The sequence below is a fragment of the Tardiphaga sp. GW821-FHT12E02 genome, from assembly GCF_058807155.1.
The window spans coordinates 1,398,908-1,421,446 of the sequence record NZ_JBXAQK010000001.1; the positions used below are offsets into that span (position 1 = coordinate 1,398,908).

Sequence of the window (22,539 nt, forward strand, 5' to 3'; positions counted from 1 at the left end):
GCGATCACACTGACAACGGGGCTCTGAGATGAACGCCAATCTGTCTGCACTTCTGTATCTTGTTGCCGGCGTGCTCTTCATCATGTCGCTGCGCGGCCTGTCGAGCCCGGCCTCGAGTCGCCAGGGCAACTTTTTCGGCATGGTCGGCATGGCCATCGCCGTCGGTACCACGCTGGCCGCGCATCCGCCGGCCGATGCGCTGGGCTGGATACTGGTCATCCTCGGCATTGCCATCGGCGGCGGCATCGGTGCCGTCATCGCCAAGCGCGTGCCGATGACCTCGATGCCGGAACTGGTCGCCGCCTTCCACTCGCTGGTCGGCATGGCCGCGGTGCTGGTCGCCGCCGGTGCCTTCTACGCGCCGGAAGCTTTCGGCATTCTCGATCCTGCGACGAACAAAATCGTGGCTGCGAGCCTTGTCGAAATGTCGCTCGGCGTCGCCATCGGCGCGCTGACCTTCACCGGCTCGGTGATCGCTTTCGCAAAACTGTCTGGTCGCATGAGCGGCGCACCGATCATCCTGCCGGCGCGCCACATCATCAATATCGTGCTCGGCCTGGCATTGATCTTCTTCATCTACGGCCTTGTGCATTCGGGCTCGGCGATCGACTTCTGGATCGTCACCGTGCTCGCTCTGGCGCTCGGTGCCCTGCTGATCATCCCGATCGGCGGCGCCGACATGCCGGTCGTGATCTCGATGCTGAATTCCTATTCGGGCTGGGCGGCGGCCGGCATCGGCTTCACGCTGGGCAATTCGGCACTGATCATCACCGGCGCGCTGGTGGGCTCGTCTGGCGCGATCCTGTCCTACATCATGTGCCACGCGATGAACCGCTCCTTCATCTCGGTCATCCTCGGCGGCTTCGGTGGCGAGAGCGCTGTCGCCGGTGGCGGTTCGGGTGAGCAGAAGCCGGCCAAGCTCGGTTCGGCGGATGATGCGGCCTTCATCATGAAGAACGCGCAGAAGGTCATCATCGTGCCTGGCTACGGCATGGCGGTGGCGCAGGCCCAGCACGCGCTGCGCGAAATGGCCGACACGCTGAAGAAGGAAGGCGTCGAGGTGAAATACGCCATCCACCCGGTCGCGGGCCGCATGCCAGGCCACATGAACGTGCTGCTGGCGGAGGCCAATGTGCCTTACGATGAGGTGTTCGAACTCGAGGACATCAATTCGGAATTCGCCCAGGCCGACATCGCTTTCGTCATCGGCGCCAATGACGTCACCAATCCCGCGGCCGAGGACGACAAGACCTCGCCGATCTACGGCATGCCGGTGCTGCAGGTCTGGAAGGCCGGCACGGTCATGTTTATCAAGCGCTCGCTGGCTTCGGGCTATGCCGGCATCGACAACCCGCTGTTCTATCGCGACAACACCATGATGCTGCTGGGCGACGCGAAGAAGGTCACGGAGAACATCGTCAAGGCGATGTGATCATTCTCGATCCCACAAGGGCTCCGCCCCTCATTCTGGGGAGCCCAGTAGCGGCGTCTCGAAGGATGGCTGCAAGCGCGGCGCCAGGCCAGCTCATGGTTCGAGACGCGCGCGAAGAGGCGCGCTCCTCACCATGAGGGACGGAGTGGAATGAAAATGCCCGGCGACAAGCCGGGCATTTTTGTCTGGCGCAGCAGTCTCTTGCCCTCATCCTGAGGAGCCGCGTAGCGGCGTCTCGAAGGATGGCCGCAAGCGCGGAGCCCCGCCAGCTCATGGTTCGAGACGCGCGCGAAGAGGCGCGCTCCTCACCATGAGGGACGGAGTGGAATGCGAATGACCGGCGACAAGCCGGGCATTTTTGTTTGGGGCAGCAATCTCGCCCTCATCCTGAGGAGCCGCGTAGCGGCGTCTCGAAGGATGGCCGCAAGCGCGGCGCCAGGCCAGCTCATGGTTCGGGACGCGCGCGAAGAGGCGCGCTCCTCACCATGAGGGACGGAGTAGAATGAGAGTGCCCGGCGACAAGCCGGGCATTCTTGTTCGGCGCAGCAATCTCTTGCCCTCATCCTGAGGAGCCGCGTAGCGGCGTCTCGAAGGATGGCTGCAAGGGCGGAGCCCCGCCAGCTCATGGTTCGGGACGCGCGCGAAGAGGCGCGCTCCTCACCATGAGGAACGGAGTGGAATGCGAATGCCCGGCGACAAGCCGGGCATTTTTGTTTGGCGCAGCAATCTCTTGTCCTCATCCTGAGGAGCGGGCGTCTTCGACCGCGTCTCGAAGGATGGAGCCGGAGCCCCGCCAGCGCATGGTTCGAGGAGCACGCCAAGTGCCGCGCTCCTCAGCAAGAAGACGCTGCAGGGCTCAGCCCGTCGCTTCCTCTTTCGGCATCCTGTGCAGTGCGCACAGCTTGTTGCCATCCGGATCTCGCAGATAGGCCAGATACATCTTCACGCCGCCTTCGCGGATGCCGGGCGGCTCTTCGCAGGTCGTCGCGCCATTGGCGATGCCGGTGGCGTGCCAGGCGTCAGCCTCTTCTTTCGACTTGGCCAGGAAGCCGATGGTACCGCCATTGGCGGGGGTCGCCGGCTTGCCGTCGATCGGCTTCGATACCGAGAAAGTCCCGGTCTTGGTGCGGTAGAAGATGCGGTGGCGATCAACCACGGCGGGCTCGACGCCCAGTGTGCCGAGCAGCTTGTCGTAGAAGGCTTTTGCCTTTTCCAGGTCGTTGGTGCCGATCATGACGTGCGAAAACATCTCGTTCGCTCCCTTTGTTCTTTTTCGAACTCACCACACGGTGATGCCCGACTATAAGCAAGGCGTGTGATGGTTGGCGAGTGGGGTCAGCTTGACGCAGCCCTGCAACCTGACGCCGGGGTCGGCATTGTCATATGTTGCCCCTCCCGTTTCTCGAATCCCTCAGGTTATTGCGCGATGTCTGCACACCCCGTGCCCCGTTCGTCATGGATGTTTCCGGCTGCGGCCGCGGCATTCGTTGCTGTCACCGGAGCGCTGGGCATAGGCTTCACGCCGTCCGCGTTTGGCCTCGTCTTCGCAGTTGTTCTGCTGGCGATCCTGTTCGGGACGGTCTTCGCGGCCGTGCACCATGCCGAGGTCATCGCCCACAAGATCGGCGAGCCCTATGGGACGCTGCTGCTGACCCTGTCCGTTATCATCATCGAGGTGGCCGTCATCGCCACCATCATGATCGGCGACAAGTCGGCCCCGACACTCGCGCGCGACACCGTGTTCGCCGTGGTCATGATCGTCTGCAACGGTATGGTGGGCCTCTGCATCCTCGCGGGTGGGCTGCGCTACAGCGAGCAGGAATTCCAGGTCTCGGGCGCCAAGATCTATCTCAGCGTGCTGATCGTGCTCTCCACCATCACGCTGATCCTGCCGAATTACACGCTGACCACGCCCGGTCCGTTGTTCTCTGCCCTGCAGCTGGCGTTCGTCAGCGTCGTTACCATGATCCTGTATGGCCTGTTTCTTTACACACAGACCGTGCTGCACCGGGATTACTTCATCAATGACGATGAAGACGATGACGGCGAGCCACCGAAACATTCGATCACCATGAACGCCGTTCTGCTGGTGGTCGCGCTGGTCAGCGTTGTGGCGCTCGCCAAATCATTCTCGGTGGTCGTCGATGCCGGCGGTGCCGCCATCGGCGCGCCGGCAGCCTTTACCGGCATTGTCGTGGCCTTGCTCGTTCTGATGCCAGAAGGCGTCGCGGCATTTACCGCGGCACGCCACAACAAGCTGCAGAAGAGCATCAATCTCTCGCTGGGATCGGCGCTCGCCACCATCAGCCTGACCATCCCGGCGGTCGCTTTGGTCGCGACGCTGCTCGGCCAGCCGCTGGTGCTCGGCCTGCCGCCGAGCGAGACCACGCTGCTGATCATGACATTCGCCATCAGCATGCTGACATTCGCCACGGGCGTGACGAACATCCTGTTCGGCATGGTGCACATGCTGGTCTTTGCTGTATTCCTGCTGACGGTATTCGCACCGTAATCAAGGAAGCCCAGATGCTCGCTGCCCAGTCTGACGTCCAGCAGGACACGCCCGAAGTTCGCGTCACCGAATGGCGCCTGGCGCCGGGGGCAGCAACCGGCCACCACACCCATGGCATGGACTATGTGATCGTGCCGGTCACCACCAGCACGATGACCATCGTCGCGCCCGACGGCACCCGCTCGGCCTCCAACATCGTCGCCGGCAAGTCCTATTTCCGGAAAGCGGGCGTCGAGCATGACGTGCTCAACGAGACCGACAAGGAAATCGTCTTCCTGGAAGTCGAGATCAAGCAGAAGTAGGGGCGTAGTCGCAGGACGGGTTGAGCGAAGCGATACCCGTCACGGCCGGGCGCCTGCGGTGATGGGTATCGCTGACGCCCAACCCATCCTACGAGACCGCGCTGTCATCTTCCGAAACATTCGCGCGCGACGGATTGGAACTTGCCTTTGATCCGTCGCGATTGATCCCTGAATCAGCCTCAAATTTCCAGCATGTACCAGCCGGGGAATGAGGCCGGGTTCATGCTGAAGAAATATCTCTCGAAATTCACTATCGATATTTTGCCGTCGGTTTTTGCGACGGTCGTCGGCGCCTACATCGTCAATTACTACATCATCCCGAAAGCGCGTGAGGATCGCCCGCCTGCGGCCACCGCTACTACTGTTTCTGCCAAGCCGCCGGAAGCGTCCCAGGTGAAGCCTGTAGATGCCAAGCCGGCCGAGACCTCCACCGATGTGGTGGATGCGCCCGAGCAGCCTGCGCCGGCACCTGCCAGGAAGCCGGTCGAGAAGGCCAGCACTGAGAAAGCCGACAAGGCCGCCGAATCGCGTCGCCATACGCCTGCCCGTGAAAAGGCCGTCGCTAAAGCCGAGCCGACAGTGGTCGTTCCCGCGCCGACGCCGGTTCTCGCCACTGTCGGCACCGCGCCTGCAGGCGATGCCAATGATCTCGCACGTGCCGCCATCGAGCGGCTGAGCCGTGGCGAGAAGGCGGAGGCGCCCCGCGCGCCTGAAGTCACACGTGCACCCGAGCGTACCGCGTCAGCACAGCCGCAGACCGCGCCAATCGTCCTGCAGCCGCCGGTCCAGCAGGCGCAGCCGATGCAGCAACTGCCGCCGCCGATCGTTGTCTCAACTCCGAATATCGAGAATCCGCAAGCAGCCGATCGCGCCGAGCCATCGCGCGGTCCGCGCCCGCCCGGCAGCGTCCCCGTTCCGATTCGCGGCGACATGCAGGCGAATGCAGACGATCGCGGTGGCCGCACCAATGTCGTTGAGGACGTGCTGAGCGGCGCCAAGTCGATGTTCGACAAGGTCATCCCACGGTCGTTCGAGCGGTAGGGGCTAACCCGCCCGTCCGCCGTTTCGCGTCATGCCGTTGCGTGCGGCATCGTCGTCCGGCCGCAGCAGCACGGCGCGGCTGAATGAATCCGCTGCTTTCTCGCGATTGCCGAGTTTCTCATAGATATTGCCGCGGGTGATCCAGATCTGCGCATTGCCCGGCGCCACGCTGGAGGCTTCGTCAAGGTCTGCAGCGGCTTCCTGGTTCTTACCGAGCGCGAGATAGCATTGCGCGCGGCCGAGCAGGGGATCCGCTTGCTGCGGCGTCAGGCCATTGGCCGAGGTGAAATCGGCGATCGCGAATTCGTATTTCTGTTCGGACTGATACAGCAGGCCGCGCTGATAGAAGGCCTGCGCGCTGGATGGATCCAGATCGATCGCCGTATTGTAGGCTGCGAGCGCTTCACGGCTTTGGCCGGCTTGCGCAAGACTGGCGCCGCGTGCCGCCTGCACCTTGGCCTCCTGCGGATTGGCCTTGGTCGTAAGGCTGCGTGTCTGCGGCGCGGCAGCGGCGGTCGCTTTCGGTTCGTCCTTGTCGGAGCCGGGCGAAAGCGATGCGAGATTGAACGAACAGCCGCTCACGCACAGGCCCGTCAGTAGCAGAGCCAGCGCGAAGGAGGTGCGCTTGCCGATGCAGGATGGCGATGTGGTCGGCCGTGGGTCCATGCAGGGCAAATCTCTCGCAACATCGATGCGGATTCCTACCGCGTCAGCCGGCGAATTGCATCCGGACAAAGCGGCGCGCTTTTGTTCATGAGCGCAAAAAAATAACGCGGGCTTGAGGCCCGCGTTATCGAAATCGAATGTCTGTTGCTTAGCGAGCCGGACGCGGCGCGCCGGCACCTGGGCCGCCAGCACCGGGACGGCCACCGCGCTCGCCGCCGGGGCCAGCGCCGAACACCGGCTTCGGCTTCATCGGCAGCAGGCCTTCGCGCTGCAGCTTCTTGCGGGCGAGCTTGCGTGCACGGCGCACGGCTTCAGCCTTTTCGCGGGCCTTCTTCTCAGAGGGCTTCTCGTAGTGACCGCGGAGCTTCATCTCGCGGAAAATGCCCTCGCGCTGCATCTTCTTCTTCAGCGCCTTGAGAGCCTGGTCAACATTGTTATCGCGAACGAGAACCTGCACGCGGCATCCTCTTCTTCAATCGGATCGGAATTTCCGGAATTTCGGGTAAGTTAAAGGGCCGACGAAGGCCATGCCCTTAACCTGTAAGGGCGCTCATGTATCAGACGAAATAGTGAATGTCCACCTCGCGCCGCGGCAATTAGATCGATTTTGCCGCGGAAAATCGCAGGTTTCTGCATGGCCTGTGGGGAAAAACCGGACGGGTTCCGGACCTCTCAGGCCGGAACGGCGTCCGCAGCCTCAAACCTGCGGTTTGACCTCGACCACGTGGCCCATCTTGCGGCCGGGGCGGGGCGAGCCCTTTCCGTAAAGATGCACGGTCGCGCCGGGGACCGTCAGCCATTTCGGATAATCGAGGATGTCGTCGCCGATCAGGTTGGTCATGGTGACCTGTCCGTGACGCACCGGCTTGCCGAGCGGCCAGCCGGCAATGGCGCGGATATGCTGCTCGAATTGCGACACCGAGGCGCCGTCCAGCGTCCAGTGGCCGGAATTGTGCACGCGCGGAGCGATCTCGTTGACCACCAGCGTTGGGCCGTCCTTGCCCGGCACGACGAACAATTCGACGGCGAAGGTGCCGACATAACCGAGCGCGGTGCCGATCTTTTCCGCGATCTCGCGGGCCTTGGCAGCGAGTGCATCGGGAATGCGAGCGGGCGCGTAGGAGAATTTCAGGATGTGATCGCGGTGCTCGTTTTCGGTGACGTCGAAGCTCTCGACATTGCCGTCGGCGCTGCGGGCGGCAATCACCGAGACTTCGCGCTCGAAAGGTACGAAGGCTTCAAGAATAGCTTCCTTGGTGCCGAGATCGTCCCAGACCTGATCGAGATCGTCGCCTTCGCGGATCATCGCCTGGCCCTTGCCGTCATAGCCGAAACGGCGTGTCTTGATGACCGCGGGCAGGCCGAGCTTCTTCACAGCGTCGCGCAATTCGCCGGCGCTGGACACGCCGGCATAGCCGGCGGTGGCGATGCCAAGGCCGGTGACGAAGTCCTTTTCCACGAGGCGATCCTGCGTTGTCTGCAGAATGCTCTGTGCCGGCAAAACAGGACGTCGCGCATCGAGGATCAGCGCAGTCGCAGCAGGCACATTCTCGAATTCATAGGTGATGACGTCGCAATCATTCGCGAACAGTTCGAGCGCTTCGACATCGGCATATTCGGCACAAGTCGCGTTCTGCACCACATCAAACGCTGGTGAATCCGGATCTGGCGAAAACACCTGGCACTTCAGACCAAGCCGCGCAGCAGCAAGCGCGAGCATACGGCCGAGCTGGCCGCCACCGAGAATGCCGATCGTGTCGCCGGGCTTCAGCACTTTGATCGCAGGAGCCATTACGCCGCGCCTTCCGGCTTCTCGGCCACGGCATCGGTCTGAGCCTTGCGCCAGGCCTTGAGGCGGGTCGCGAGGGCATCGTCATGCAAAGCAAGCACGGAGGCTGCGAGCAGCGCTGCATTGATCGCGCCGGGCTTTCCGATGGCCAGCGTTCCGACTGGAATACCGCCGGGCATCTGCACGATCGAATAAAGGGAATCGACGCCCGACAGCGCCTTGGATTCAACGGGCACGCCGAATACCGGCAGCTCCGTCAGCGCGGCGGCCATGCCCGGCAGATGCGCCGCACCACCGGCGCCGGCGATGATGATCTGGAATCCGGCCGCTTTGGCGCCTTTCGCGAAAGCCACCAGCCGGTCGGGCGTGCGATGCGCCGAAACGATGCGGGTATCATGGGCAATGCCCAGCGCCGTCAGGGTTTCGGCGGCGTGGCGCATGGTTTCCCAGTCGGACTGGCTTCCCATGATAATGGCGACGGGCGCGGGCATTCCGTGATTTCTTTCGCGAATCCAGAAGGATAGCTGGAAATACCAAAATTCGCCCCCTGCCGGGCAGGGAGCGTCGAACGAATAATCGCGTCAATGATGACGGGACAGCCTTGTAACAAATCCGATGCAAAAGAAAACCCGACGGACGGGCACTGCTCGACTGCATTTGGCGCAGTTTGGCGAGATTTCAGCGCTAATCGGTGCGGCAGCACAGCGGCAGACTTGCGGCGATTATGCGGCAGCGTTTTTCAGGCCGGGTGGCGCACGTGACTCGTTGTCTCAGGCAATGATGTCGGGGGTAATCTGATCCGAGATCACCGAGATGCGATCGCGCAATTGCAGCTTGCGCTTTTTCAGCCGCTGCAACTGTAACAGATCGGGTGCGGGCGATCGCTGCAAGGCATCGATGGCGGCGTCGAGGTCGCGGTGTTCTTGCTGCAATCGGGCCAATTCGGCAGGGAGTTCGCGATCTTCGTCGTCGTTCATGATCTTCGCTGAATCTTCGCTGACCTGGCCCGCCACCGAACGGGCGGGAATCCTCAACACAACTATCGCCGGTGGGCGCGCACCACGCAAGCCGGACGGTTCCGACATTTTTGCACTGCATTCGTTACGATTCGTTTTTCACGATGTGCGGAGCGCGGCGGTACAATTTTCAAGACCCATCGACAGATGTCCACTGTCATGTAGACTTCATCGTCCAACCGAATCCGAAATGTGGTTTCTCAACCTACCGAGGAGTTTCGAATGGCACTTCAGGCGCATCTGGTCGAACTGGAACGCAAGCACAAGGTTCTCGAAACCGAACTCCACGATGCCTTGCTGCATCTCTCCACGGATGATCTTCGCATCGTGGAACTCAAGCGCCGGAAACTGATGGTCAAGGACGAGATCGAACGCCTTCGACAGACCCGCGCAACACTCCACTGACATTCCCCAAACCACGCCTGACATGATGCCTCATTCCATGGCGTTGTCAGGTCTGCGTGTCCGCATCGCGCAATCATGATGCGATACGCCTCCGCCTTGCGACGAAGCCATCTGAGAGTATGGTTGGACCAGATTGCTTCGGACGCAGGCGCGGATCTTCAAGCGCATCATGACTGCGCTCAGACCCCCGCCACCTCCGCCACATAATCCGCGATCGCCAGCGACGACGTCAGCCCCGGTGACTCGATGCCGAACAGGTTGATCAGGCCGGGCACGCCATGCAGCTGCGGGCCCTGGATCATGAAGTCCTGTGTTGCGACGGCCGGCGGCACGATCTTCGGTCGCATGCCGGAATAGCTGGGCATCAAGGCGCCATCCGGCAGCGAGGGCCAGTAGCGGCGGATGGCGGGATAGAACTTCTCCCCGCGCGCAGGATCGACTTCGTAGTCGATGTGATCGACCCATTCCACATCGGGGCCGAAACGCGCCTGGCCGGCGAGATCGAGCGTGAGATGCACGCCGAGGCCGCCGGGCTCGGGCACGGGATAGATCAGGCGCGAGAAAGGTGCCTTTGCATTACAGCTAAAATAACAACCTTTGGCGAGATAGGCCGGCGGGATCAGATCCAGCGGCATGCCTTCGAGCAGGCGTGCGATCATCGTCGCTGACAAGCCGGCGGAGTTGATCAGCATGTCGCAGCCGAGCACCATCGGCGCATCGCCGCCGACTTCCACTTCGAACCCGTCTGCCGTCACGCGGCCGCGCTCGAAGGGCGCGAGGAAGGCGAAGGCGGCGCCGGCAGCTTCGGCCTCGCCGCGTAGCGACAGCATATAAGAATGGCTGTCGATGATCCCTGTGGAAGGCGACAGCAGGGCGCCTTCGCAGGCCAGCGCCGGCTCCAGCGCGCGCGCTTCATCGCCCGACAGCACCTGCATGTCGGCAACGCCATTGGCTTCAGCATGGGCCTTGATCGAGGCGAGCTTGGCCATTTCCTCCGGCCGGGTCGCGACGATCAGCTTGCCGCAATTGCTGTGCGGGATGCCGCGGCTGCGGCAGTAATCATAGAGCTTGTGCTTGCCCTCGACGCAGAGCTTCGCCATCAGGCTGCCGGCGGCATAATAGATGCCGGCATGGATCACTTCGCTGTTGCGCGAGGAGGTGACGGTGCCGATGGCATCGGCGGCTTCGAGCACGATGACTTCGCGGCCAGCTTCGGCCAGTCGGCGGGCGATGGCGAGGCCTACGACGCCAGCGCCGACGACGACGCATTCAACCCTGTCCATTCGCTCCAGCCCCGTGTTGTCCTGCGATCCCGCATTTTAGCAAATTATTAAGCATCGCAGCTATTTACCCATCAATTCGGCAATTTGGTCAGGCTGCATTCAGACGCATTTACCTGATCCCAATACCTGGAATTGAAGACTTGCACTCTGCGAATACGCGGGTGCGCAATGACTGGCAAGATCGAGCAAGTGACGAAGAGGGCGATCGGGTGCGTCAGCGCCGCCGCTTGGCTCTTCGCCACGCCTGGCCGGGCGATCGCCGAAGACGTCACCGCCGTCACGCAGAGCGCCGATCCCTATTTCATCTGGCATGTCGTCATCGGCGGACTGGTCGTCGGTGCCTTCACCACGGCGATCGTGTTCTGGGTCGCATCGGCCTTGCGCAGCGTCCAGCGCCAGCAGCAGCAACGCAATGAATTCGTCGGCTCCGCGCTCAATCATCTCGGCCAGGGCATCGTCATGCTCGATGCGCAGAAGCGCGTCGTCTTCTGCAATGATCGTTACCTCGAGATCTACAGGCTTGCGCGAGCCGATATCACCCGCGGGATGACCGGGCCCGGTCTCCGTGAGTTGCGCCGCCAGCGCGGCTCGGCCGACGTGAATGAGGATATCCATTTCGACAAGGCGTTGTCGTCGGGAGGCTATGTCGCTGAGCTGCCCGGTGAGCAATTCGTCCATGTGAAGTTCAATCGCCTGCCCAATGGCGGCTGGATCGGCATTCACGAGGACTGCACGCAGCAGCGCCTGATGCAGGATGAACTGGCGAGCACCAAGCAGTTCCAGCAGACCGTGCTGGATAATATCCCGGTTTCGCTGATGGTGCAGGAAGTGGCCACCGGCCGCTATCTGTTCGCCAATCGCAATTCCGAGGTGATCCTCGGCCGCCGTCGCGAAGATGCGATCGGCAAGACCGTGCCCGATATGCTGCGGCCGGAAGAGGCCAGGATCATCGTGGCGCGCGATCAGGCCGCTATCAATAGCCGGACGCCCATTGCCGAAGAACACCCGATTTCGACACGCGACGGGCTGCGCCTGTTCCTCACCCGCCGTGTCACCGTGATGGATGAAGACGGTGAGCCGCAATATCTCATCAAGACCCATGAAGACGTCACCGACCGCCGCCAGACCGAGGCGCGGATGGCGCATATGGCCTATCACGATGGCCTCACCGATCTGCCGAACCGCGCGGCCTTCCTGCAGGCGCTGACGCAGATGATTGATGCCTGCACCGAGGCTTCGGAAGAATTTGCGGTGCTGTCGATCGATCTCGACGGCCTCAAGGAGATCAACGACGTCTTCGGTCACGCCATTGGCGACAGGTTGCTGAAGGACGTGTCGCGCCGGATCGAGGCTGCGGTCGGCGGCGGCGTCGTCGCCCGTCTCGGCGGCGACGAATTCGGCGTCATCATCGACGGCGCGCAGCCGAAGGTGGGACAGGCACTGGCTGAGCGCATTGCGGCCTCACTGGCCGAGCCGTTCCCGATCGACGGCAAATCCGTGCGTATCGCGGTCACCACGGGTCTCTCGCTGTTTCCGCGCGATGGCGGCGATGCGGCGGCGTTGCTGGCCAATTCCGGGGCGGCCTTGTTCCGTGCCAAATCGCGCTCGCGTGGATCGATCAGCGTGTTCGAGCCGGAAATGGATCGCCAGTTGCGCGACCGTCGCGTGCTGCATCAGGATCTGTCGACGGCCATCCGCAATGGCGAATTGTCGCTGCATTACCAGCCGCAGGCGCGTGCCAGCGAGAATGTGCTGGATGCCGACATCACCGGCTTCGAGGCGCTGGCACGCTGGATCCATCCGACCCGCGGCTTCGTCTCGCCGGCCGATTTCATTCCGCTGGCGGAAGAAAGCGGCCTGATCGTCGAGATGGGCGAATGGATCTTGCGCCAGGCGTGTCGCGAGGCGGCGTCATGGACGGTGCCGCTGCAGGTCGCCGTCAATCTCTCGCCCGCGCAATTCATGCGCGGCGACGTGGTGGGTGTCGTGCATGCGATCCTGCTGGAGACGGGCCTCGCGCCCGGCCGGCTGGAGCTGGAAATCACCGAAGGCGTGCTGATCGAGGATTTTGACCGCGGTCTCGCCTTGCTGCGCCGGCTGAAGGCGCTCGGTGTGCGCATCTCCATGGACGATTTCGGCTCCGGCTATTCGTCGCTGACCTACTTGCAGGCCTTCCCGTTCGACAAGATCAAGATCGACCGCGCTTTCGTCATGCATCTCGGCCGCAATCCGCAATCGGCCGCCATCGTCAAGGCGGTGATCAATCTCGGCCATGGTCTCGATGTGTCCATCGTCGCCGAGGGCGTCGAGACGCAGGAGCAGCTGACGTTCCTCGCCAATGAGGGTTGCGACGGCGTGCAGGGCTATTTCATCGGTCGCCCCGCGCCGATTGCCCAATATGCCTCGCTGGTGGGCAAAGCGACGGGTGTGCGCAGGGCTGGATAAGTTGTAGGATGGGTTGAGCGTAGCGATACCCATCACCACCAGCGCCCGGCCGTGATGGGTATCGCTGCGCTCAACCCATCCTACGATCGCGCAATGACGGTGAGTGTTGAGCCCGCCCGGTTCCGCCGCTAGTTTGCGGGCATGACGAATCCTGCCGCCACCATCGATCTCGCGACCGAGGACAATCTCGCCGTCGCCTATCCCACGCCGCTGCTCCGGATCGACGCCGTGTCGAAGCGCTTTGGTGCGCATGCGGCCGTCCATGAGCTCTCGCTCGATATCAAGGAAGGGGAGTTCTTCGCGCTTCTCGGACCATCGGGCTGCGGCAAGACCACGCTGCTGCGCATGCTGGCGGGTTTCGAGACGCCGGACAGCGGCCGCATCGCGCTGAATGGCGAGGACATCGCTGCGGTGCCGCCGCATCAGCGGCCGGTCAATATGATGTTCCAGAACTATGCACTGTTTCCGCATCTCAGCGTGCGCGACAATATCGGCTTCGGGCTGAAAAATGCGGGCCTGACGCGCCCCGGCATCGATGCGCGGGCGGCGCAGATGATCTCGCTGGTCAAGCTGAACGGGCTGGAGAAGCGCAAGCCGCACCAGCTCTCTGGTGGGCAGAAGCAGCGCGTGGCACTGGCGCGCGCATTGGCGCGGCATCCAAAACTGCTGCTGCTCGACGAGCCGCTGGCGGCCCTCGACAAGAAGCTGCGTGAAGAGACGCAGGTCGAGCTGATGCGGCTGCAGCGTCAGCTCGGGCTCACTTTCGTGATCGTGACCCATGATCAGGACGAGGCGATGTCCATGGCGGACCGCATCGGCGTGATGAAGGACGGCGGCCTGCAGCAGGTGGCGACGCCGCGGCAACTTTATGAAGCGCCGGCGTCGCGCTGGGTGGCGGAATTCGTCGGCGACATCAATCTCGTCGAAGGCGATATCCGCGTGCGCGATGGCCATCGGCTGACCGTCGAAGGCCGCGGCACCGGCACGCTGTTTGCGACGCTGCCCAAGGAGCCGATCGATAGTCTCGCGATTTGTGTCGCGATCCGGCCTGAGAAGATCCGACTGTCACGACGTGGGCTGGCGGCGGGACTCAATCACTCCGGGGGCATGAACAGCCTCGAGGGCATGGTCGATGAGGTCGGCTATCTCGGCGGACGCTCGATCTACAAATTGAAGCTCGATCACGGCGCGACCCTGCGCGTGGCTCTGGCGAATACGGCACGGCTCGATGTCGATGCCTATGGGATCGGCGAGCGCGTCACCGCCTGGTTCACGCCGGACGATTGCGTGGTGCTGCCGCGATGAACGCAAAGCGCCTGTTCACTGCACCGGCACGGCGGATGGCGATCCCGCCTTATGTCTGGATGGTGCTGTTCTTCCTGCTGCCCTTCGCCTTCGTGGTGAAGATAAGCCTGTCGCAGACCACATTGGCGCAGCCGCCTTATCTGCCGGTGTTCGGATTGGCCGATGGCTTTGCGGGATTGAAGGATGCGTTTGGCGCGCTGTCTTTCGATAATTTCCGCTCGCTGCTGGCGGACCAGCTTTACATCTCGTCCTATCTCCGCAGCATCATCGTTGCGCTCACCTCGACCTTGCTGTTGCTCATCATCGGCTATCCCATCGCCTATGCGATGGCGCGGCTGCCGGCGCGCTGGCAGGGCATCGCCATGATGCTGGTGATCGTGCCGTTCTGGACCTCGTTCCTGATCCGCATCTATGCCTGGATCAACATCCTGCAGCATGACGGGCTGCTCAACCAGATCCTGATGGCGCTGCATATCGTCAGCGCGCCTGTGGTGTGGCTCTCCACCGATACCGCCATGTATCTCGGCATCGTCTATTCCTATCTGCCCTTCATGATCCTGCCGCTCTACGCCACGCTGGCGAAAGCCGATCCGTCGCTGCTGGAAGCCGCCGCCGATCTTGGCGTATCGCGCTTCGATGCGTTCTGGGTGGTGACGGTGCCGCTGTCCTGGCGCGGCATCTTTGCCGGTGCGCTGCTGTGCTTCATTCCGATCACCGGCGAATTCGTGATCCCGGACCTTTTGGCCGGCTCGGACTCGATGATGATCGGGCAGACGCTGTGGCTGGAATTCTTCACCAACAAGGACTGGCCGCTGGCCTCGGCACTGGCCGTCGTGCTGCTCGCGGTGCTGCTGGTGCCGCTCGTGGTCTATGACCAGGTGCAGCGCCGCCAGCTGGAGCGCCGCTGATGACATCGCATCCGCTGCGCCTGTCGCGCTTCAATCTCGTCTCGCTCGTGCTCGGCTTTGCGTTCCTGTATCTGCCGATCGTCATTCTCGTCATCTATTCGTTCAATGCCTCGCGGCTGGTGACGGTGTGGGGCGGCTGGTCGACGCGCTGGTACACCGAATTCTTCAACGACCGCGCGATGCTGGATGCCGCTTGGATGAGCATCCGCGTCGGCGTTGCCTCGGCGACCTTGGCGACTGTGCTCGGCACGCTGGCGGCCGTGGCGCTGAGCCGCGGCGGCGGCTTTCGCGGGCGTGCTGCCATGTCCGGCATGCTCTATGCGCCGCTGGTGATGCCCGAGGTGATCACCGGCCTGTCGCTGCTGCTGCTGTTCGTCGCCATCGACGCCGGCCGCGGGTTCTGGACGGTGACCATTGCGCATACGACGCTGACTATGTGCTTCGTCACGGTGGTGGTGCAGTCGCGTCTGGCCGCGCTGGATCGCAGCCTGGAGGAAGCTGCGATGGATCTCGGCCGCGATCCGTTTCGCGCGTTCGTCTCGGTGACGCTACCGCTGATCTGGCCAGCGATCGCCGCTGGCTGGATGCTGGCTTTCACCCTGTCGCTGGATGATCTGGTGATCGCGAGTTTCACGACAGGTCCGGGCTCGGCGACCTTGCCGATCAGGATCTATTCGGAGGTGCGCCTGGGCGTGAAGCCGGAGATCAATGCGATCTGCACGCTGATCGTGGGGTTCATCACGGTGCTGATCGTCGCGGCCTCGCTGGCGACGAAACTCTCAAGCAGCAAAGGCGGCAGCGCGGCGCCGCTGTAAAACGCCGTCATTGCGAGCGCAGCGAAGCAATCCAGAAAGCCAAGGGCTGGATTGCTTCGTCGCTGCGCTCCTCGCAATGACGACGGAGGCTAATTCGCCTTCTCAGGCTCCGCTGGCGCTGCGGCTGCGGGAGCCGCCGGCGCCTCGTCCTTCTTCTCCGCATCCGGCTGCAGCGCCTTCGGTGCTGTCGTGAAGCGCTCGATCACCGAACGTACGGCGTCCTTGGTCTTGCGGTCCTTCACGGCATCCAGCAGCGGGGCGGCGCCAGGCGAGCGGCGGATCAGGCTCTCCGGGTCCGGAAAGATCAGCGGATCGTCCCACGGGCCCTGGATGACAAAAGGCAGGTCAAAGCCGCCGGTGCCGTTGGCGGCGGCTTTCAGACTGGCGGTGCCCTTCATGTCGTATTCGCGGGCCGGGACCGAGGCGGTGCCGGTGAGGGTCAGTTTCGAGGCGGGGCCGTCGATGCGGATGTCCTGCGCCGTGGCGATGCCGTCCTGGAATTTCAGTTGCATCACCAAATTGGAGAACGGCGTCGAGCCGGAGCGGAAATTGCCGGCGCCGGAGAGCGGACGGCGCTCCAGACGCTTCAGCAACTGCTCCACATTGAAGCCGGTGATGGCGCCGTCCTGGCCGATCAAGGTGGCGGAGCCGTCAAGGGACTGCGCGAGGCCGAAGGGTGAGGAGCCGGAGGCTTCCAGCATCATGTTCATGGTGCCGCGGCCGGTCAGGCGGGTGACGCCGAACAGGTCGCTGGCGCAGGCGAGCAGATCGACATCGCTGAATTGCACCTGCGCCTTGATGTCGGCGATGGTGTCCGAGCGCGCAATATTGAAGGAGCCGCGGGCGATGCCGCCATAGATCTGCGCTTCGCCCACCGACAGCGCCAGCGTGCCGCCGCGCAGATTGGCGCCGAGTGCCGTGCGGCCGAGCACCGACGATCCGACGGTGACTTTGGCGGCCGACAGGCGCATGTCGAGATCGACGGAGGAGAGGGCATCGAGATCGAACAGCTGGCGGCTCCAGTCGCGCTGGCCGGAGGCGAGCAGGCGGACGGTGGAGACATAAGGTGTGAAGTCGATCGCGCCGGCAGCCAGCGTTGCCTGCAGGGTCTGGCGGCCCGAATTGCTATAGGTCATGACGCCTTCGGCGGTGTTGCCGTCGAGCTCGACATTGACATTGGTCAGCGCAATGGACGGGCCGACCAGGCTGGCGCGCGCTTTGAGGGCAAACCGGCCGAAACCGCCGGAGCCGGGTGGCGCCTGGCCGACCCAGCGCAGCGCATTGCGCAGCGACAGGCTGTCGGCGGTGAGCGTGCCTTCCATCACCAGGCTGGCCTTGTTGGCGATATTGCCGTCGAAAGCGAGCTTGATGGGCGCGCTGGCGAAACGCGCTTTCAGGCCGGAGCGTTCGCCGGCCAGCGCCGCGAGGAAATCGCTGACGCTGAGGCTGGCATCGACGCGCTCGCCGCGCCAGTCGAACTGGCCGGTGGCGGCGAAGGACCGCGAGATCGAGGGCCAGGCCAGCGCGAGGTCGATATCGTTCAGGCGTTCGTGATTATGCGGGTCGCGATAGTCGAGCTGGCCGTCCTGGATGCGGATTTCTGAGAAGGAGAGCTGTTCGCCGCCGGGCTTGGTCTTGCGGGCAATGGATTCGATGAAGGGCGACCAGTTGCTGTCGCCATTGGCCTCGCGGATCACGCGGATGCGCGGGCGCAGCATCACCATGTCGGCGATCTCGAAACGCTGCAGCAGCAGCGGCAACAGGCGCAGATTGGCGGTGAGGACATCCACCGTGAGCGCCGGATCGATGGCGCCGCCATTCTTCAGCCCGACATCGTGAAACGACACATAGCTGCCGGGGAACACGGAAATATCCACGGCGCCGTTGACGACGAAATCGAGCCCGGTGACGCTGCGGATCTGGGCTTCCACGGCATGGCGCAGTGCATCGCGGCTGAGCAGCCACGACATGGCGAACAACCCGATCACGACAACGCCCAGGAGCGCCACGATGGGCATCCCCAGGCGCTTAATTCCTTGGGCTTTCGTCAATGATCTATCCGGGTTTGGCTATTGGTCTAAACGCAGCCGGGGCGCAGCCACATTTGTGCTCGCCCCGTCTCCAAGACCCTCAATTTGATCGGTTTTCTTGACGCTTTCAAGGCCGGAACGCGGGCGAAGGGGTCGCATCCACTGCGATTGACGGGCTTTGAGGTTTGCGCCTAATACTTCGTCGCATTGCGGCATCAGCCGGACCTCCGCACTCTCTTCATCAGGTCGATTTCCCCATGGTCAACAAGGTCTACCCCGACGCCAAATCGGCACTCGACGGCATCCTCAAGGACGGCATGATGATCATGTCGGGCGGCTTCGGCCTCTGCGGCATCGCCGAGGACCTCTCGGACGCGCTGCGCGACAGCGGCGTCAAGGATCTCACGGTGGTCTCCAACAATGCCGGCGTGGACGGCATCGGCCTGTCGCGCCTCCTGGAAACCCGCCAGATCAAGAAGATGATCTCCTCCTATGTGGGTGAGAACAAGCTGTTCGCCCAGCAGTATCTGGCCGGCGAACTGGAACTCGAATTCTCCCCCCAGGGCACCCTGGCCGAACGCATCCGCGCCGGCGGCGCTGGCATTCCGGGCTTCTACACCAAGACCGGCGTCGGCACGCTGATCTCCGAGGGCAAGCCGACGATGGAGTTCGACGGCGAGACCTACATGATGGAGCGTGGCCTGTTCGCGGACATCGCCATCGTCCACGCCTGGAAGGGCGATACCGCCGGCAACCTCGTCTACCGCAAGACCGCGCGCAACTTTAATCCGATGATGGCGACCGCCGCCAAGATCACCATCGCTGAAGTGGAACATCTGGTGCAGCCGGGCGAGATCGATCCGGACCACATCCACACGCCCGGCATTTTCGTGCAGCGCATCGTCGAAGTCGGTACCGGCAAGAAGCGCATCGAAAAAGTCACCTCCCGTCAGCGCCCCGCTTAAGCTTCAGAATTCAGCAGGAGAGCCACAATGGCCTGGACCCGCGATCAGATGGCAGCCCGTGCTGCAAAAGAACTGCGTGACGGTTACTACGTCAACCTCGGCATCGGCATCCCGACCCTGGTGTCGAACTACATTCCGGAAGGCGTGGACGTTCAGCTGCAGAGCGAGAACGGCATGCTTGGCATGGGCCCGTTCCCGTATGAGGGCGAGGAAGATCCCGACCTCATCAATGCCGGCAAGCAGACCGTCACCGAACTGCCGAGCACGAGCTATTTCTCGTCGGCGGATTCGTTCGGCATGGTCCGCGGCGGTCACATCGATCTCTCGATCCTCGGCGCCATGCAGGTGGCCCAGAACGGCGACCTCGCTAACTGGATGATCCCCGGCAAGATGGTGAAGGGCATGGGCGGCGCGATGGATCTCGTCGCCGGCGTCAAGCGCGTCATCGTCGTGATGGAGCACTCGGCCAAGGACGGCGCCAAGCTGCTCAAGAAGTGCGACCTGCCGCTCACCGGCGAGAAGGTGGTCGACATGGTCGTCACCGATCTCGCAGTGTTCACCATCGACAAGCTCGGCGATGGCGGCATGGCGCTGATCGAACTGGCCGATGGCGTGACGCTGGACGAGGTCAAGGAAAAGACCGAAGCCGAATTCCGCGTGGCGCTGAAGAACACGTGATCTGTAGTAAGGTCGTAGGATGGGTTGAGCGCAGGCGCGAAGCGCCGGAGCGACAACCCATCAGCCGAGCTTGCCGCGCTGACGGAATGATGGGTTTTCGCTTCGCTCAACCCATCCTACAATTCTCATGCCCGGCCCGTGCCGGGCATTCGCATATTTGAAGGACATTGCATGAGCGCCCGTCTCGAAGACCGTACCTTCATGCTGCTGCTGATCGCGGTGTCGCTCGCGTTCTTCTGGATCCTGTCGTCCTTCACCAGCGCGATCCTGTGGGGCGTGGTGATGGCGATCATGTTTGCGCCGGTGCATCGGCGCCTGCTCGCGAAGATGCCGAAACATCCAAATTCCGCGGCGCTGCTCACGGTCGGCCTCATCGTCTTCATCGTCATACTGCCGCTTACGCTGGTCGGGGCCTCGCTGGCGCAGGAGGCGGCGGTCGTGTTCGGCAAGATGAAGTCGGGCGAATACAATCTCGGCACGTTCATGCAGCAGATTTTCGATGCGCTGCCGGCCTGGCTCAAGGGCCTGCTCGACCGCTTCGGCATTTCCAGCCTCGGCAATCTGCAGGAAAAGCTGTCCAGCGGGTTGATGCAGGGCAGCCAGTACATCGCCTCGCAGGCGCTGAATATCGGCCAGAGCACGTTCGACTTCATCATCCAGCTCGGCATCATGCTGTATCTGCTGTTCTTCCTGTTCAAGGATGGCGATGCGCTGGCGGCGCGTTTCAAGGATGCGATTCCGCTCCGGCCGTCGCTGCGCGATGACCTGCTGGAAAAATTCACGGTGGTGATCCGTGCCACGGTGAAGGGCGGCATTCTGGTCGCGCTGGCACAGGGCGCGCTGGGCGGTCTGATCTTCTGGGTGCTCGGCATCAGCGCGGCACTGCTCTGGGCGGTTCTGATGGCGTTCCTGTCGTTGCTGCCCGCGGTGGGCGCAGGCCTGGTCTGGATGCCGGTCGCGGTTTATCTGCTGGCGACGGGCTCGGTCGTGAAGGGCATCGTGCTGATCGCCTATGGTTTCCTTGTCATCGGCCTCGTCGATAACATCCTGCGCCCGATGCTGGTGGGCAAGGACACCAAGCTGCCGGATTATCTCATCCTGTTGGCGACCATTGGCGGCATCAATGCGCTGGGGCTGAACGGCTTCGTCGTCGGCCCCGTGATCGCGGCGATGTTCGTGGCGGGCTGGGCGATCTTTGCGAAGTCAAGGAAGGGTGGGGATGTAGGGCGGATTAGCGAAGCGTAATCCGCCGTTCTTTGTCCCATACGCTCGGCCGGCGGATTACGCCTTCGGCTAATCCGCCCTACACCGGCCCCTGCGGCGCGTCGGAAAACCTTGTCAGCCACATCACCGGACCGATGCTCGCCGCAACGATCAGCAGCGCCGCCAGCGCGCCTTCCTCGAAACTGCCGCGGCTCGCATACTGATAGATCGAGGTCGCCAGCGTCTCGACATTGAGCGGACGCAGCAGCAGCGTCGCCGGCAATTCCTTAAGGCAATCGACAAAGACGATGATGGCCGCGCCGAGCAGCGCCGGGCGCAGCAGCGGCAGTTGGATCACACGCAGCGATGTCATCACGGGCGCACCGGCCGCGCGTGCGCTGTCGTCGTAATCGACAGGGATGCGCTCGAAGCCCGTCTTGATGAAGCCGGTTGGCACCGCAAGGAAGCGGATGACGTAAGCGATGACCACGGCAGCGCCGGAACCGACCATCACAAGGCCGGGCGCGGCAAGGCCGAACCAGCGCGCAATGGAGTTGAGGCCGTTATCGATGAACAGAACGGGTGTGAGCAGGCCGAGCGCCAGCACGAGGCCGGGCAGGGCGTAACCCATCTGCGCGACGGCGAAGGAGGCATTGGTGATGCGCGAGGCACGCCAGCGCTGGGCGACCACCACGATCAAGCCGAGCAGCAAAGCGAAACCCGTTGCAATGGCCGCGAGCATGATCGTATGGCCGGCATCGCGCCAGACCGTCGTCTCGTTCGCGAACAGCCCGCGACGGACGCTCTGATGGAGCAGATATAAAAACGGCACGGCGAAGCCGAGCAGCCCGGGCAACAGGCAGGCGGTGAATGCGAGGCAACCGCGCAGTCCATGCAGCGGCGTGCGCGGTGTCAGCCGTGGATTTTCTGCCGAGAGTTCGAAATGGCCTTCGCGGCGCCCAGACCGTTCGATGGCGATCAGCACCGCAACGATGGCCAGCATGAACAGCGAGAGCTGTGCGGCGCCGGCCAGGCTGCCGCGATTGAGCCATGTGGTGAAGACGGAGACGGTGAGGGTGCGCACGCCGAGATACTCGCTGGCGCCGATATCGTTCAGCGTCTCCAGCGCGACGAGGGCGAGGCCGACCGCAAGTGCGGGGCGCGCCATCGGCAGCGAAATACGACGGAAGGTGGTCCAGCGGCTCGCGCCAAGCATCTTGGCGGCTTCCGCAAAGTCGGCGCTGCGATGCTGGAACATGGCGCGGGCGGAGAGATAGACATAGGGATAGAGCACGAGGCCGATGATGAAGATCGCGCCGGGCAGCGAGCGCATCGCTGGCAGCAGTTTTATTGCATCGGGCAGCGGCATGGCGGTGGCCAGCGCGCGGTGGACGAGGCCGAGCGGCTCGAACAGGTCCACATAGACGTAAGCGGCGAGATAGGTCGGGATCGCCAGCGGCAGCGGCAGCAGCCAGAGCAGCAACGTACGGCCGGGGAAATCATGCGCCGAGACCAGCCACGCCGTACCGGCGCCGAGGATGAGCGCGACGATGCCGACGCCGAGGAGCAGGGCGGCGGTGTCGCGCAGCGCCTGAGGCAGGACATAGGCGATCAGATGTTGCCAGAGCTCGGTTTCCGGCTGCAGCGCAAGAACAGCGATACTGATCACAGGCGCCGCGACGAGAACAGCGGTCGCGGCGGCGAGCGTAATGGCGGCGAGTTCGGTCCGGGAAGGTGTCACGCG

Annotated in this window: 21 protein-coding genes; 12 read left to right on the forward strand and 9 right to left on the reverse strand. The window is 63.1% G+C overall.

Annotated features, from left to right (window positions below):
- Window positions 1-28 precede the first annotated feature (28 nt).
- Window positions 29-1,432: an NAD(P)(+) transhydrogenase (Re/Si-specific) subunit beta gene (locus AC1RQ5_RS06610; RefSeq protein WP_398474848.1), complete on the forward strand. Its 1,404-nt coding sequence runs from the start codon at window positions 29-31 to the stop codon at window positions 1,430-1,432.
- 856 nt (window positions 1,433-2,288) lie between these two features.
- Here AC1RQ5_RS06610 and AC1RQ5_RS06615 read toward each other — a convergent pair.
- Complete coding sequence (locus tag AC1RQ5_RS06615) at window positions 2,289-2,681, reverse strand: VOC family protein (RefSeq protein WP_398474850.1); 393 nt, start codon at window positions 2,679-2,681, stop codon at window positions 2,289-2,291.
- 177 nt (window positions 2,682-2,858) lie between these two features.
- Between AC1RQ5_RS06615 and AC1RQ5_RS06620 the strand changes: the two genes are divergently transcribed.
- From AC1RQ5_RS06620 to AC1RQ5_RS06630, 3 genes are all read left to right on the forward strand, one after another.
- Window positions 2,859-3,944 (forward strand): calcium:cation antiporter, encoded by a 1,086-nt coding sequence (locus AC1RQ5_RS06620; protein WP_398474852.1) that lies wholly within the window; start codon window positions 2,859-2,861, stop codon window positions 3,942-3,944.
- 14 nt (window positions 3,945-3,958) lie between these two features.
- Window positions 3,959-4,246: a cupin domain-containing protein gene (locus tag AC1RQ5_RS06625; RefSeq protein ID WP_398474854.1), complete on the forward strand. Its 288-nt coding sequence runs from the start codon at window positions 3,959-3,961 to the stop codon at window positions 4,244-4,246.
- Window positions 4,247-4,468: 222 nt separating this feature from the next.
- Window positions 4,469-5,287, forward strand: coding sequence for a hypothetical protein (locus AC1RQ5_RS06630; RefSeq protein WP_493197772.1), 819 nt, complete (start codon window positions 4,469-4,471; stop codon window positions 5,285-5,287).
- A gap of 3 nt (window positions 5,288-5,290) precedes the next feature.
- Here the strand turns inward: AC1RQ5_RS06630 and AC1RQ5_RS06635 are convergent, their stop codons facing one another.
- The 5 genes from AC1RQ5_RS06635 to AC1RQ5_RS06655 all read right to left on the reverse strand — a co-directional run bounded on the left by AC1RQ5_RS06635 (window position 5,291) and on the right by AC1RQ5_RS06655 (window position 8,719).
- A complete protein-coding gene (locus AC1RQ5_RS06635) occupies window positions 5,291-5,953 on the reverse strand; it encodes a tetratricopeptide repeat protein (protein ID WP_493197774.1) in 663 nt (220 codons plus the stop codon).
- Between the two features lie 148 nt (window positions 5,954-6,101).
- Window positions 6,102-6,410: a 30S ribosomal protein S21 gene (rpsU, locus tag AC1RQ5_RS06640; protein ID WP_398474860.1), complete on the reverse strand. Its 309-nt coding sequence runs from the start codon at window positions 6,408-6,410 to the stop codon at window positions 6,102-6,104.
- 240 nt (window positions 6,411-6,650) lie between these two features.
- Window positions 6,651-7,745: a 5-(carboxyamino)imidazole ribonucleotide synthase gene (locus AC1RQ5_RS06645; protein ID WP_493197775.1), complete on the reverse strand. Its 1,095-nt coding sequence runs from the start codon at window positions 7,743-7,745 to the stop codon at window positions 6,651-6,653.
- Window positions 7,745-8,233: a 5-(carboxyamino)imidazole ribonucleotide mutase gene (gene purE, locus AC1RQ5_RS06650; protein WP_398474864.1), complete on the reverse strand. Its 489-nt coding sequence runs from the start codon at window positions 8,231-8,233 to the stop codon at window positions 7,745-7,747. The genes AC1RQ5_RS06645 and purE overlap by 1 nt, the downstream gene beginning before the upstream one ends.
- Before the next feature lie 279 nt (window positions 8,234-8,512).
- Window positions 8,513-8,719 carry a YdcH family protein gene (locus tag AC1RQ5_RS06655; protein WP_233023067.1) on the reverse strand — a complete coding sequence of 69 codons (207 nt, stop codon included), beginning with the start codon at window positions 8,717-8,719 and terminating at the stop codon, window positions 8,513-8,515.
- 261 nt (window positions 8,720-8,980) lie between these two features.
- Between AC1RQ5_RS06655 and AC1RQ5_RS06660 the strand changes: the two genes are divergently transcribed.
- Window positions 8,981-9,163, forward strand: coding sequence for a YdcH family protein (locus AC1RQ5_RS06660; protein WP_398474866.1), 183 nt, complete (start codon window positions 8,981-8,983; stop codon window positions 9,161-9,163).
- A gap of 179 nt (window positions 9,164-9,342) precedes the next feature.
- Here AC1RQ5_RS06660 and AC1RQ5_RS06665 read toward each other — a convergent pair whose 3' ends face one another.
- Window positions 9,343-10,446, reverse strand: coding sequence for an NAD(P)/FAD-dependent oxidoreductase (locus AC1RQ5_RS06665; protein ID WP_493197777.1), 1,104 nt, complete (start codon window positions 10,444-10,446; stop codon window positions 9,343-9,345).
- Window positions 10,447-10,614: 168 nt separating this feature from the next.
- Here AC1RQ5_RS06665 and AC1RQ5_RS06670 point away from each other — a divergent pair, with 168 nt between their 5' ends.
- From AC1RQ5_RS06670 to AC1RQ5_RS06685, 4 genes are all read left to right on the forward strand, one after another.
- The gene (locus AC1RQ5_RS06670) at window positions 10,615-12,891 is read left to right on the forward strand and encodes a putative bifunctional diguanylate cyclase/phosphodiesterase (RefSeq protein WP_398474874.1); all 2,277 of its coding nucleotides are present in this window, start codon (window positions 10,615-10,617) and stop codon (window positions 12,889-12,891) included.
- A gap of 141 nt (window positions 12,892-13,032) precedes the next feature.
- A complete protein-coding gene (locus AC1RQ5_RS06675; protein ID WP_493197779.1) occupies window positions 13,033-14,196 on the forward strand; it encodes an ABC transporter ATP-binding protein in 1,164 nt (387 codons plus the stop codon).
- Complete coding sequence (locus tag AC1RQ5_RS06680) at window positions 14,193-15,104, forward strand: ABC transporter permease (RefSeq protein ID WP_493197781.1); 912 nt, start codon at window positions 14,193-14,195, stop codon at window positions 15,102-15,104. The genes AC1RQ5_RS06675 and AC1RQ5_RS06680 overlap by 4 nt, the downstream gene beginning before the upstream one ends.
- Complete coding sequence (locus AC1RQ5_RS06685; RefSeq protein ID WP_493197782.1) at window positions 15,104-15,919, forward strand: ABC transporter permease; 816 nt, start codon at window positions 15,104-15,106, stop codon at window positions 15,917-15,919. The genes AC1RQ5_RS06680 and AC1RQ5_RS06685 overlap by 1 nt, the downstream gene beginning before the upstream one ends.
- A gap of 89 nt (window positions 15,920-16,008) precedes the next feature.
- On the opposite strand, the gene AC1RQ5_RS06690 is transcribed toward AC1RQ5_RS06685, so the two are convergent.
- Window positions 16,009-17,937 (reverse strand): AsmA family protein, encoded by a 1,929-nt coding sequence (locus AC1RQ5_RS06690; RefSeq protein ID WP_493203336.1) that lies wholly within the window; start codon window positions 17,935-17,937, stop codon window positions 16,009-16,011.
- Window positions 17,938-18,206: 269 nt separating this feature from the next.
- On the opposite strand from AC1RQ5_RS06690, the gene AC1RQ5_RS06695 reads away from it, so the two are divergent.
- The 3 genes from AC1RQ5_RS06695 (at window position 18,207) to AC1RQ5_RS06705 (ending at window position 20,837) form a co-directional block, all read left to right on the forward strand.
- Window positions 18,207-18,914: a CoA transferase subunit A gene (locus AC1RQ5_RS06695; protein WP_398474882.1), complete on the forward strand. Its 708-nt coding sequence runs from the start codon at window positions 18,207-18,209 to the stop codon at window positions 18,912-18,914.
- Window positions 18,915-18,941: 27 nt separating this feature from the next.
- Window positions 18,942-19,592 (forward strand): CoA transferase subunit B, encoded by a 651-nt coding sequence (locus AC1RQ5_RS06700; protein ID WP_493197784.1) that lies wholly within the window; start codon window positions 18,942-18,944, stop codon window positions 19,590-19,592.
- Window positions 19,593-19,763: 171 nt separating this feature from the next.
- Window positions 19,764-20,837 (forward strand): AI-2E family transporter, encoded by a 1,074-nt coding sequence (locus AC1RQ5_RS06705; RefSeq protein WP_493197785.1) that lies wholly within the window; start codon window positions 19,764-19,766, stop codon window positions 20,835-20,837.
- 58 nt (window positions 20,838-20,895) lie between these two features.
- Here AC1RQ5_RS06705 and AC1RQ5_RS06710 read toward each other — a convergent pair whose 3' ends face one another.
- Window positions 20,896-22,536 carry an ABC transporter permease gene (locus AC1RQ5_RS06710; RefSeq protein WP_493197787.1) on the reverse strand — a complete coding sequence of 547 codons (1,641 nt, stop codon included), beginning with the start codon at window positions 22,534-22,536 and terminating at the stop codon, window positions 20,896-20,898.
- Window positions 22,537-22,539: the final 3 nt, after the last annotated feature.

Coding starts and splice junctions, on each gene's coding strand:
- AC1RQ5_RS06610 (WP_398474848.1), top strand. CDS start 29: ATGAACGCCAATCTGTCTGCACTTCTGTATCTTGTTGCCGGCGTGCTC.
- AC1RQ5_RS06615 (WP_398474850.1), bottom strand. CDS start 2,681: ATGTTTTCGCACGTCATGATCGGCACCAACGACCTGGAAAAGGCAAAA.
- AC1RQ5_RS06620 (WP_398474852.1), top strand. CDS start 2,859: ATGTCTGCACACCCCGTGCCCCGTTCGTCATGGATGTTTCCGGCTGCG.
- AC1RQ5_RS06625 (WP_398474854.1), top strand. CDS start 3,959: ATGCTCGCTGCCCAGTCTGACGTCCAGCAGGACACGCCCGAAGTTCGC.
- AC1RQ5_RS06630 (WP_493197772.1), top strand. CDS start 4,469: ATGCTGAAGAAATATCTCTCGAAATTCACTATCGATATTTTGCCGTCG.
- AC1RQ5_RS06635 (WP_493197774.1), bottom strand. CDS start 5,953: ATGGACCCACGGCCGACCACATCGCCATCCTGCATCGGCAAGCGCACC.
- AC1RQ5_RS06645 (WP_493197775.1), bottom strand. CDS start 7,745: ATGGCTCCTGCGATCAAAGTGCTGAAGCCCGGCGACACGATCGGCATT.
- purE (WP_398474864.1), bottom strand. CDS start 8,233: ATGCCCGCGCCCGTCGCCATTATCATGGGAAGCCAGTCCGACTGGGAA.
- AC1RQ5_RS06655 (WP_233023067.1), bottom strand. CDS start 8,719: ATGAACGACGACGAAGATCGCGAACTCCCTGCCGAATTGGCCCGATTG.
- AC1RQ5_RS06660 (WP_398474866.1), top strand. CDS start 8,981: ATGGCACTTCAGGCGCATCTGGTCGAACTGGAACGCAAGCACAAGGTT.
- AC1RQ5_RS06665 (WP_493197777.1), bottom strand. CDS start 10,446: ATGGACAGGGTTGAATGCGTCGTCGTCGGCGCTGGCGTCGTAGGCCTC.
- AC1RQ5_RS06670 (WP_398474874.1), top strand. CDS start 10,615: ATGACTGGCAAGATCGAGCAAGTGACGAAGAGGGCGATCGGGTGCGTC.
- AC1RQ5_RS06675 (WP_493197779.1), top strand. CDS start 13,033: ATGACGAATCCTGCCGCCACCATCGATCTCGCGACCGAGGACAATCTC.
- AC1RQ5_RS06680 (WP_493197781.1), top strand. CDS start 14,193: ATGAACGCAAAGCGCCTGTTCACTGCACCGGCACGGCGGATGGCGATC.
- AC1RQ5_RS06685 (WP_493197782.1), top strand. CDS start 15,104: ATGACATCGCATCCGCTGCGCCTGTCGCGCTTCAATCTCGTCTCGCTC.
- AC1RQ5_RS06690 (WP_493203336.1), bottom strand. CDS start 17,937: ATGCCCATCGTGGCGCTCCTGGGCGTTGTCGTGATCGGGTTGTTCGCC.
- AC1RQ5_RS06695 (WP_398474882.1), top strand. CDS start 18,207: ATGGTCAACAAGGTCTACCCCGACGCCAAATCGGCACTCGACGGCATC.
- AC1RQ5_RS06700 (WP_493197784.1), top strand. CDS start 18,942: ATGGCCTGGACCCGCGATCAGATGGCAGCCCGTGCTGCAAAAGAACTG.
- AC1RQ5_RS06705 (WP_493197785.1), top strand. CDS start 19,764: ATGAGCGCCCGTCTCGAAGACCGTACCTTCATGCTGCTGCTGATCGCG.